The organism is Arthrobacter sp. Bi83 (assembly GCF_918698095.1).
Lineage (GTDB): Bacteria > Actinomycetota > Actinomycetes > Actinomycetales > Micrococcaceae > Arthrobacter.
In genome coordinates this window covers 21763-32051 of record NZ_CAKKLY010000050.1, presented here as the reverse complement: position 1 = coordinate 32051, position 10289 = coordinate 21763, and the positions used below count along the sequence as shown (strand labels likewise).

The window sequence follows — 10289 nt, the reverse complement described above, 5'->3', positions numbered from 1 at the left end:
TGCGGGCGGCGGCGAGTTTCACGGCGGCCAGGCCGCGGACCAGGTGCATGTTCGTGGACAGCGGCTGGCCGGTGATGGGGAAGTTCTCCACGGCCCGGAGCGTGTGCACACCCCAGTACGCGGCGGCCGGAACGTCCCGGTCGCCCAGGAGATCATGCTCGGAACGGACGTCCGGAGCGGTATTGGTGATGGTCACTTGCAATCCTTAGAAGGCGTCGTTGGCTGGGGACATTGCGGGAGCTGTGGAGTGAAAATCGGCGGCCTGAAGCAGACCCACGGGCCGGCCGCCGCCCAGCACTGCGCTGGTCGCGATGCCCGCCAGCGGTGACGTGTCGACGTCGAGCGCTTCCAGTGCGCGGACGGTGACAGGCATGCGGGCGCGGTCGCCGCCGTCGGAAATCTTGACTGCAATGCCGCGGCCGTCCGGCAGCCCCACGAGCTGGACGCCCTCAAAACCGTCCTTGGCCAGGAGCCCCGGCACGAGGCGCATGAGCTCGGTGACGTCCCGGCCTTCGCCTGCCACCATCTCCGGGTAGTGCCGCATGGCATGCGCGACGGCGGCTTCCGGGCTCTCGGGGGCGGACGCACCGTCCGGCAGTTCTGCGGACGCGAGACGGCCGAAGGCGCGCGCCATGCCGGCGAGGGTCAGGGCGAACAGCGGCGTGCCGCAGCCGTCCGTGCTGATCCCGGACGGTTCTTCGCCGGTCAGCTCCGTCACGGTTTCCGCCACGATCTTCTGCAGCGGGTGCCCGGGGTCGAGGTAACCCTCCACCGGCCAGCCGTTGATGACGCACGTGGCCGCCATGGCGGCGTGCTTGCCCGAGCAGTTCTGGGCGATCTGGGTGGCCTGGCCGCCCTCGCGGAGCCACTCCTCGCGTTCGCCCACGCCGTAGGGGAGGTCGGTGGTGTTTTCCAGCGCGGCGGCCGTGAGCCCGTGGAGCTGCAGGATCCGGCTGGTGCCGTCGCGGTGCCTGGCGCCGCCGGAGTGGCTTGCGGCGGCAAGGGCCAGAAGATCGCCGGGGAGATCAAGCCCGGCGCGGACCATGGCCACTGCCTGCAGCGGCTTGAGCGAGGACCGCGGGTAGAAAGCCGCCAGCGGGTCACCGGCGGAAAGAAGGGTCCTGCCGCCAGGCGCAGTGGCGATGAGCGAGCCGTAATGGATGCTTTCGACAAGTCCGTCGCGGGTCTGGAAGGCCAGCGGTTCGTGCCGAGGCAGCCTTTTAGACGCATGGGGCGCGGTTGCCCAGGGGGCAGCTGCGGCGGGCGCGGGAATCTGGGGGCTTGCCGGCATGGCAGGGGAGGGCATGGAGTCCTTGGGCTGTTGGATTGTTGCTGGCGGTTACTGGTTGAGGATGGAGTCGAGGGCCTCGCCGACGGCGCGGAGGTGCTCGCTCATGGCGGCGCTGGCGTCTGAGGCGGAGCCGGCTTCGATGGCGTCGAGGATGCGCTGGTGCTCTTCGTTGGAGGCGTGCTGGCGGTCGGTCACCAGGTTCAGGGTTTCGGACTGGTGGGCCAGGGCATCGCGGATGTCGGCCACCACGCTTTCGAAGACCTTGTTGCCGCTGGCTCGGGCGATGGCGGCGTGGTAGCCGGAATCGAGCGCCACCCAGGCTTCGGGATCGGTCTCCACGGCCATGGAGGTGACCATGGCGCGGAGGATGTCGAGGTCTTCGGCTGTCCTCCGTTCGGCGGCGAGGCCCGCGGCGGGGACTTCGATATGCGGCCGGGCCTCGGTGAGGTCGCGGGCGGAGAACTGGCCGAGGACGAGGTCGTTGGCTACGTGGTCGGCCACGACAAACGTGCCCCGGCCTGTGCGCGTCATGGTCAGGCCGAGGGCGGTGCAGGAGCGGAGGGCCTCACGGATCACCGATCGGCTCACGCCGTACTGCTGGGCCAGGGCCGCCTCGGAGTTGAGCTTGGCGCCCACGCCCACCCTGCCGCCCTCGATGTCGCCGCGGATGGCGTTGAAGACAGCCTCGGCGGCGCTGAGGCGGGCAAGGGGGGAGGTGTTTCCTCCGCTTTGCTGTCCGGCTGTCCGGCTGTCTGACAGGTTCACGCTTAAAAATATGGCACGGGTCACACCGGACTGTCAACTGTGAATTGGGCGGTTGCCGCCGGCCGTCTGGATTACGAAGCCGGAAGCTCGAGGCTCAGCACCGTTCCGCTGGGGCCGGTTTCCTTCACGGTCACGTCGCCGCCGTGGCGCATGGCCGCGTCCTTGACCAGTGCCAGCCCGATTCCGTAGCTATGCCGCGCCGCCTCATGGTCTGCCGGCCTCCCGCGCGCAAACCGTTCGAACACTCGGTCCGGTTCGATGTCCGTGATGCCCGGGCCGGTGTCCCGGACGCTGATCCTGATCATGCGGCCGGTGGCAGTCACGACCACGCTGATACGGCCCGAAATGGGGGTGTGGGAAATGGCGTTCTCCACCAGTGCGGTGACCATCCTCCGCAGCAAATGCGGCGGAATGCGCACGCCTGCCGGGCCGGCTGCTGAGCAGGCCAGCTCAATGCCCGCGGCGCCGGCGAGGAGCTGGAGGTCGTCCGTCACTGCCGCAACGACCGTGGCCGCGTCCACGGGCTCGGTGGCCTCGATGGAGGCGGGCGCGGACAACAGCAGCAGGTCGTCCACCAGTTCGGCGAGACCGGCGCTGTCCTCGCGGAGTCGGGCAAGCGTGGTCGCCGCGGGGCTGTCCGGACCGGCCTTGCGCTGGGCAAGCTGCAGCCGTGCGTCCAGGATGGCCAGCGGCGTGCGCAGTTCGTGGCTTGCATCCTGGACGAAGCGCCGTTGCACCGCAAGGGCTTCGCCGAGCGGCCTCACGGCGCTCCTCGCGCTGACCAGTCCGGCGGCTGCCGCAAGCACCACGCCCAGGACGCCGCCAAAGATCAGCGCCAGCAGTCCGTCGGCTTCGTCGATGTAGATCCTGCCGGCGCCGGCAGGGTGTTGGGCGAGCTCGGCCGGCTGTGACCGGTAGACCGCGAACAGCACGAGCGCCAGGATGACGACGGCGACGCACGCCGCGCACACGAGCGCGATCTGCGTGCTGACCTTGCGGGCAGCCGTGCGCAGGATAAGCCGGTCGGCATCGGACGGGTTCATGACGGCTCTCCCAGCTGGTAGCCCGTGCCGTGGACCGTGCGGACGATGTCCCGGCCTGCCTTCCGGCGGAGGTAATGGACGTAAGTGTCGACGGCGCCGGGCTGGTCACCTTCCGTGAACACCTTGCCGAGGAGCTCGGTGCGGGAGAAGACCCGCTCCGGTTCGGTGGCCAGCACTTCGAGCAGCGACCCCTCCCTGGGGGAAAGGGACACGCGGTCGCCGTAAGGCGAGAGCAGGAGCCGGGCATCGGCGTCGTACGTCCAGTCGCCGAGCGGCAGGGACCGCAGCGGAGCCTCGTAGGTGCGGGTCAGGGCGCGGAGGCGGGCGGCGAGCTCTGCGGCGTCGAACGGCTTGACCAGGTAGTCATTGGCCCCGGCGTCCAGCCCGTCCACCTTGTCCTGCACGGTGCCCAGGGCGGTGAGGATCAGCACCGGAGTGCTGACGCCCTTGCCGCGCAGCGCTGAGACGAGCGCGGCGCCGTCGAGCAGCGGGAGTCCGCGGTCCACCACCAGGGCGTCCCACTCCTGCGTCAGGCCGAGGTGCAGGCCCTCCTGCCCGTCCCGTGCGAGGGTCACGTTGAAATCGTCACCGATGAGCTCGGCGATGAGGGGGCCGAGCTGCCGGTCATCCTCGACCAGCAGCACGCGCTTCTTTCGGTTGGCGTCCATTACGCACCATTCTGCCAACACGGGGGATTGTGCCAACAGGATGCGGCGGCCCGCGCGGAGGCGGTGCTCACGCGCTCGCTGCGGGAACGGGGCCCAGCCGGGCCAGGAGGGGTATGCGGGACAGGACCGCCAGCCCGTAAGTGTTCCACAGCCCCGTGATAAACGACGCCCCGGTCAGGGCCGACAGGAACGACGCCGCCACGTCAGTTGGGTAGTGGACGCCCAGATAGATGCGGGACAGGGCCACCGCGACGGCCACGAGGGCTCCGCCGACCAGGGCTGGCCACTGCCAGCGGGTGCCGCGGGCCAGGAGGAACACGGCGATCGCGAGGGCCGCGGCCAAGGCGGTGTGCCCGCTGGGGAAGCTGTCGGTGCCGGGCTCGGGCGTCAGGGGATCGAAGAGGGCGGCGGAATCCGGCCGATGCCGGGCGACAACCAGCTTGAACAGTTCGCTGCTGACCCACGCGGCGGACGCCACCAGCCCGGTGGCCACCGCGTTCACCGGGCTCCGGCGGGCGAAGAGCAGGAACAGGCACAGCGCGGCGATCATCAGCACGCCGCCGACCGGGCTGAACACGACGTTGAAGAACAGGGCGATCGCGGTCAGCGGGGGCGAGTGGCCGTGGCTGAGTTCGGCATCCACGGACAGGTCGGCAGCGGTAAGGGCGGGGACGGAGCCGAGTGTCAGCCCTGCGGCCACGATCAGGGCAGCAAAGACCAGCGGCAGCACGATCCAGTGGCGGAGCTGTGGCAGCGTTGCCATGCGGGTGCGGTCCGGCGTACTGTCTGTTGCCGGCTCTGTCCTGGTCACAGGCTGTCCCTTTCGTTTTCGGCATGCGTGGTGCTGTGCCTGATTCAAGTGTGGGAGCGGGCTGCCAAGAAATCTCTAAGAAATAGAATGGGTCCGATTCTGTGTGGATTCCCCTTCGGCACGTTCGTGCCGAAATACCGTTGCCCGAGCCCCAAAAAGCGTTTTACACTGAATCTGAGCAAATTTCGGCACGTTCGTTCCTATTAAGAGGGTATTTGTGGCCACATCCTTCCCCGATCACCTTGCCGGTGAAGTCCGCGCGCGCAGGGCCGTCCTGCGGCTCAGCCAGCAGGACCTTGCGGACATGGCGGGAGTCTCCGAGCGGTTTGTCCGGTTCGTCGAGCAGGGCAAGCCGAGCGTCCAGCTGGACTCGCTGATGGCCGTCCTGGAGACACTGGGCCTGGAGCTTCGGCTCGCCACACGGTCGAGGGAGGCGGCACGCGCCCTCGCGAGCCAGCCGGCGTCGGACGGCGCCTCTGGAGCAGCTGAACCTGAAAGCAGCGCCCGGCCATGAGGCACCGCGTGGCGGACATCTACAAGCGGGGCATCCTGGCCGCGCGCCTGGAACGGCACGAGGGCGGCACAAGGTTCGCCTATCTGCCGGCGTACCTGCAGGCGGGCGGTCCCGCCGTCGCCAGTTCCCTGCCGCTCTCCACGGAGCCGGTGCTGTCCGCGGCAGGCGCCGCCCCGCCCTATTTCACCGGGCTGCTGCCGGAGGGGCGCCGGCTCAACGCGCTGCGCCGGTCCATCAAGACCAGCGCGGACGATGACCTGTCGCTGCTCATCGCCGCGGGCGGGAACCCGGTGGGCGACGTGCAGATCGTGGGGCACGGGGAGACTCTGGACCCCGAGGAACATGCCGTCGAGGTGGACCCGCGGAAGCCGGTGGACTTCGACGAGCTGCTCGGCGATTCCGGGCTGATCGATCCCGTGGCGCTCGCGGGCGTGCAGGACAAACTGTCTGCCGGGATGATTTCGATGCCCGTGGCCAGCGCCGGCCGGCGGTTCATCCTCAAGCTCAATGCGCCCGAGTTCCCGCACGTGGTGGAGAACGAGTTCATCATGTTCCGCTACGCGGCCAAGCTGCGGATTCCGTTGAGCCGCGTGCAGCTGATGCGCGATGTCGCAGGCCGCCCGGGCCTGCTTGTGGAGCGATTCGACCGGGTGCCGCTGGCGGAACGGCCCGGAGCGGCAGGTGCATCGGACGCGGTGCAGCGCCTCGCCGTCGAGGACGGTGCCCAGGTGCTCAAGCTGTACCCGGCGGACAAGTACAACGTGGGGTTCGGGACGGTCTGCCATGCCTTGGCGGAATACTGCGCGGCGCCGCTGCCGGCGCTGCGGAACCTGGCTATCCAGGTCGCGTTTGCGTGGCTGAGCGGCAACGGCGACCTGCACGCCAAGAATGTGTCCATGGTGCAGCAGCCGTCAGGGGAGTGGTCCGTCGCGCCGGTGTACGACATCCCCTCCACCGTCGTCTACGGCGACAAGACACTCGCCCTGACGCTCGCCGGCAAGCGCAGCGGCATCTCCCGGAAGCATTTCCTAAGCTGGGCCGCGGCCCTGGGGCTGACGGAGCGTGCGTCGGTCCAGGTGGTGGACCTGGCGCTGAAAGCAGCGGGCCCGCTGCTCGCAGACCTGGAGGCGGGCACTGCGTTCGCGACAACGCACGCCGGCGGCGGCTCGCCTTTTCCGGACATGGTCACCCGGGCGTGGGTGAAGGAGCTGAAGCACCGGCGGAGGCTGCTGGAAGGGTGAGCCGGCGCCGGAGGATATGTTCCGTGAACCCTTTCCCGGGCAGCGGGCAATACAGAGTGTGAGTACAGACAGCGACATCATCAGGCGGTCCCGCGACAGCCCCGCAGCGTTTGGGGAGCTGTACGACAGACACGCCTCAGTCATCTACCGGTACGCGGCCAGGCGGGCGGGGGACTTCGCGGCCGACGACGTCACGTCCGAGACCTTCCTGGTCGCCTTCGAGCGGCTGGACACCTTCGACCACGGGCGGGACGACGCCAGGCCCTGGCTGTTCGGCATCGCCACCAATCTGCTGCGGCGGCACCACCGGGCCGAGGCGCGCACCCTGAAGACCCTGGCCAGGTCCGCTCCCCGGGAGGGAGTGGATGACAGTTCGGACCGGATCGCGGCGCAGGTTGACGCCACCGTAGCGACGGCCCGGATCGCCGGCACGCTGAAATCCATGGCAGCCATAGACCGGGAAACCCTGCTGCTCTACGCCTGGGCCGACCTGACATACGAAGGAATCTCCCAGGCGATGGACGTGCCGGTGGGCACCGTGAGGTCCCGTCTGAACCGCGCCCGCAAAACACTGCGGGACACGCTGGGCCTGGAACGACTTGAAGATACGGAGAACGATCATGGACGATTTGCAGCTGCTCCGCGCAATGCGTAGCGATGTTGGCTCGGCACCCCAGGCCACACTTGCCCGGGGCCGGAATACCCTCATGGCCAAAATCGGAGCGCCGGATGCCCGGGCCACCACCAGCGGGGTGAGGCCGCGGAGGATTGTCCGCCGGGCGGTCTTGGCCTCCGCGGCCGCCGCGCTGCTCGTCGGGGCCATGGTCGCCGCCGACGTCATCATTCCCGGGGCGCACATAGGCGCCACCGCCGAGGCCGCCGAAGTCCTCAGCAGGGCTGCCACGGCCACGATCAAGACCTCCGACCCGGTGGTGAAACCGGGGCAGTACCTGAAGATCGATACCAACGCCGTTTACGGCACAACCCAAGCGTTTGCAGACGGGAGCCAGTTGTCCTGGCTGGAAAGGACAGGAGGCCAGGTTTACGTCCCAGCGGACCGCACCGGCGTATGGGTGTGGACCCGGGAAGACCGGGTCCCGGGGACTTTCTTCAGCGACGCAGCCAAGAAGGCGGCGGCCAAGATGCAGGAATCAGTTTCCGGCTCCAAGGGGGCCGGGGCCGAAACCCTGCGCGCCCCGGGCGGTGCTTTCTACGGCGGAGAACAGACAGTGATCAACGGCATGCGGCTGGATGAAGCCGCCAAGCTTCCCCGCGATCCCAAAGCGCTCCTGGACCTGATCTACTCCCGCACCAAGGGCGCAGGGGTTTCACCGGAAGCCGAGGCATTGGTGACCATTGCGGATACCCTGCGTACGGGCATCATTCCTGCGGACCTGCGGGCGTCTCTCTACAAGGCTGCGGCTCTCGTCCCCGGCGTCACGATGGTGGACCGCCAAGCCACCCTCGACGGAAAAACCGGCGTCGCCATTGGCATTGTAGGACCGGACGGCAGAAGCAGGCGAGACATCATCATCGATCCGGCCACCGGTCTAATGATCGGAGAACGGGACGTCCTGCTCAAGGCCACCCCAGACTTTCCTGCCGGGACCGCCACGTCGTGGACGTCCGTTCGGACCACAGTGGTCAACGCGGCACCTTAAACGCCTACGGCCGTAGACTCCTACGACGGGAAAATGGGCGCTGGGATATCCCTCCCGGCGCCCATTGGCCTTTAATTTGTCGGATGTGGCGGAACTACAGGTGCTGGATGCCCGCCCGCTGCATGGCGTCCTTGTAGATGTCCACGCTCTTGGTGAGGAGCTCCTCCTGCTTGGCCTCGGAAACAGCAAAGGCCCGCCCGCCGAGCGCGCTGGCCTTGTAGATTTTGATGCCGTTGTTCTTCAGTGAGGAGTGGTAGGTCTTCTCGAAGAGGGTCAGGAAGGTCGAGGCGTCGGTGCCGTGGGCGATGACGGCCGAGACGCGTTTATTGATTTTCAGGAACTGGCGGAAGGGGCGCAGGCCGTCCGTTTTCTCCTGGACATTCAGGGCCGACGGAAGGTCAGGATCCCGAACCCAGGGGTAGGCGTTCCACGGCATGACGTAGCGAGGGTCGAGTTCCGCGAGCTCGTAGATCTGGGTGGCCCGGCGGGCGGCTTCATCGTCGTTGAAGTGGGACACGAATCCGGACTCGGTGCCCTTGCCCGGGCTGACGTGGAGGCTGACGATGCGGCACTCGTCCTCGTCATGGATGGGGTCAATGTAGGGGACGGTGGATCCCGGCTTCTTTTCCATGAGTTCGTCGCACAGCTGCGTTACCGCCGCAATGTTCGGTTCCTGTAGCAGGGCCTTTTTTTCGTCCCAGTCAATCGTCACGATCTCTCCCTCAGCAGCAAGGCGTCCAGAATCAGGCGTCTTGTTCCACTGTACGCTTTTGCCGGTTTGGGTGCGCGGGGGAGTTCACAGTCGTGGCTGCGGACCGGCGTCTTCCGGCTGTTCAGTCCTCGAAATGGGCGGATGGGTGGTGCTACCTGGGCATTGGATCTTTCTCCGGCGCCGGCACAGGTTCATCATGAAGGATGAAAGCCAGCGCGACCGCCCTCCCTCGGCGCAGGGGCGAGCCTGGTGCCCATGAACTTGAGATGATCGCCGTGACCAGGACCAGTTCGGCATCCCCGGACCGCCGGTCGCTTCTGAAATTGATAGGGATCGGAGCCGCTGGAATTGCGGGGACCCCGCTTCTGTCCGCCTGCACTGCCGCAGCCAGGCCCGCCGGCGAGCCCGGCGACCCGAGCACGCCGGCGTCGTTGCTCCCTGCGCCGGAACCACAGGTCAAGCCGCTGCTCAACCCGCAGAAGGTCAGCGATGCACTGGCCAAGCTCGACGGGATGGTCCAAAGCGCCATGGCGAGCACTGGGGTTCCCGGGATCGCCGTGGCGGTGGTCTACCGGGACCAGTCCGTGTACGCCAAGGGTTTCGGCGTGCGGGCGGCGGGGAAGACGGAGCAGGTCGACGCCGACACGGTCTTCCAGCTGGCGTCGGTGTCCAAACCGCTTGCCTCCACAGTGGCGGCCGGAGCCGACGGGTCCTATATCCTCAGCCACCTCGACCAGCAGCCGCTGGACTCATTCCGGGCCAGCTACAACTACAGCAACTTCGGCTACACCGCGGGCGCAATCCGGGACCTTGCCCGCTGGCTCCGTCTGCAGCTCGCCAACGGCAGCTATGAGGGAAAGCAGATCATCGAGCCGGAGGCCCTTGGCGTCACCCACGTTCCACACGCCGTCTCAGGGCTGCCCGCCACGCCGGGAGCCCGCACACGCTTTTACGGCCTCGGCTGGAATGTCTCCTACGACGACCATGCCCGGCTCCTGTTGGGGCACTCCGGAGCCTTCAACCTTGGAGCAGCGACCGCCGTCTCCATGCTTCCGGGTGAGCAGCTTGGCATCGTGGTCCTCACCAACGGACGTCCCCAGGGAATCCCGGAAGCCATCAGCGCGGGCTTCTTGGACGCGGCTCAGAACGGTGCGCCGACCGTCGACTGGCTTGGTTTTACCGCCCGGGCGTTCCGGCAGATCGATGAGGCGGAGAAGCCGAAGACGGACTACTCCAAGGCACCAGAGCACACCCAACCAGCGCGGACCAGCACTTTCTACACCGGCAGCTACGCCAATTCCTACTACGGGGCACTGGCTGTCGCCGAGGATGGCCGCGGACTTGCCCTGAAAATGGGCCCGGCTGCCAAGGCCACAACGTTCAGGCTCACCCACTTCGACGGCGATACGTTCAGCTTTGAATCCATTGGAGAGAATGGCAACGGCCTGGCAGGCGCAATCTTCACCGAAGGGGCGGGCGGCACGGCAGCCAGCGTCAGGCTCGACTTCTACGACCAGACGGGGCTCGGCACCTTCACCCGCGAGTGAGGGCCGGAGTACTTTCGTAAGCTTCAAGGGAATGAC

General features: G+C 67.5%; 11 protein-coding genes and 1 pseudogene. 5 read left to right on the top strand and 7 right to left on the bottom strand.

What is annotated here, in order from left to right:
* The 6 genes and pseudogenes from aspA to LQ144_RS18935 form a co-directional block, all read right to left on the bottom strand.
* Positions 1–196 (bottom strand): annotated as a pseudogene (gene aspA / locus LQ144_RS18960) (aspartate ammonia-lyase); the annotation flags it as partial.
* Positions 197–205: 9 nt separating this feature from the next.
* A complete protein-coding gene (locus LQ144_RS18955; protein WP_230120325.1) occupies positions 206–1306 on the bottom strand; it encodes an asparaginase in 1101 nt (366 codons plus the stop codon).
* A 33-nt stretch (positions 1307–1339) separates the two neighbouring features.
* On the bottom strand, positions 1340–2056 hold the full coding sequence (locus LQ144_RS18950) for an FCD domain-containing protein (protein ID WP_230120323.1): 717 nt from the start codon (positions 2054–2056) through the stop codon (positions 1340–1342).
* 71 nt (positions 2057–2127) lie between these two features.
* Positions 2128–3099, bottom strand: coding sequence for a HAMP domain-containing sensor histidine kinase (locus tag LQ144_RS18945; protein ID WP_230120321.1), 972 nt, complete (start codon positions 3097–3099; stop codon positions 2128–2130).
* Positions 3096–3767 carry a response regulator transcription factor gene (locus tag LQ144_RS18940; RefSeq protein WP_230120320.1) on the bottom strand — a complete coding sequence of 224 codons (672 nt, stop codon included), beginning with the start codon at positions 3765–3767 and terminating at the stop codon, positions 3096–3098. The genes LQ144_RS18945 and LQ144_RS18940 overlap by 4 nt, the downstream gene beginning before the upstream one ends.
* A 67-nt stretch (positions 3768–3834) precedes the next feature.
* Entirely contained in the window at positions 3835–4578 is a 744-nt protein-coding gene (locus tag LQ144_RS18935; protein WP_230120319.1) for a phosphatase PAP2 family protein, read from the bottom strand.
* 217 nt (positions 4579–4795) lie between these two features.
* On the opposite strand from LQ144_RS18935, the gene LQ144_RS18930 reads away from it, so the two are divergent.
* From LQ144_RS18930 to LQ144_RS18915, 4 genes are read left to right on the top strand one after another with little or no spacing between them, the layout of a single operon-like run.
* On the top strand, positions 4796–5092 hold the full coding sequence (locus tag LQ144_RS18930) for a helix-turn-helix transcriptional regulator (RefSeq protein WP_230120315.1): 297 nt from the start codon (positions 4796–4798) through the stop codon (positions 5090–5092).
* On the top strand, positions 5089–6333 hold the full coding sequence (locus LQ144_RS18925; RefSeq protein WP_230120313.1) for a HipA domain-containing protein: 1245 nt from the start codon (positions 5089–5091) through the stop codon (positions 6331–6333). Before LQ144_RS18930 ends, LQ144_RS18925 begins: the two co-directional genes overlap by 4 nt.
* 58 nt (positions 6334–6391) lie before the next feature.
* Positions 6392–6988 carry an RNA polymerase sigma factor gene (locus LQ144_RS18920; protein ID WP_230120311.1) on the top strand — a complete coding sequence of 199 codons (597 nt, stop codon included), beginning with the start codon at positions 6392–6394 and terminating at the stop codon, positions 6986–6988.
* Positions 6954–7994: a CU044_5270 family protein gene (locus tag LQ144_RS18915; RefSeq protein ID WP_230120310.1), complete on the top strand. Its 1041-nt coding sequence runs from the start codon at positions 6954–6956 to the stop codon at positions 7992–7994. Before LQ144_RS18920 ends, LQ144_RS18915 begins: the two co-directional genes overlap by 35 nt.
* A gap of 94 nt (positions 7995–8088) precedes the next feature.
* Here LQ144_RS18915 and LQ144_RS18910 read toward each other — a convergent pair whose 3' ends face one another.
* Positions 8089–8706 carry a uracil-DNA glycosylase gene (locus tag LQ144_RS18910; RefSeq protein ID WP_230120308.1) on the bottom strand — a complete coding sequence of 206 codons (618 nt, stop codon included), beginning with the start codon at positions 8704–8706 and terminating at the stop codon, positions 8089–8091.
* A gap of 203 nt (positions 8707–8909) precedes the next feature.
* On the opposite strand from LQ144_RS18910, the gene LQ144_RS18905 reads away from it, so the two are divergent.
* Entirely contained in the window at positions 8910–10253 is a 1344-nt protein-coding gene (locus LQ144_RS18905) for a serine hydrolase (RefSeq protein ID WP_230120306.1), read from the top strand.
* Positions 10254–10289: the final 36 nt, after the last annotated feature.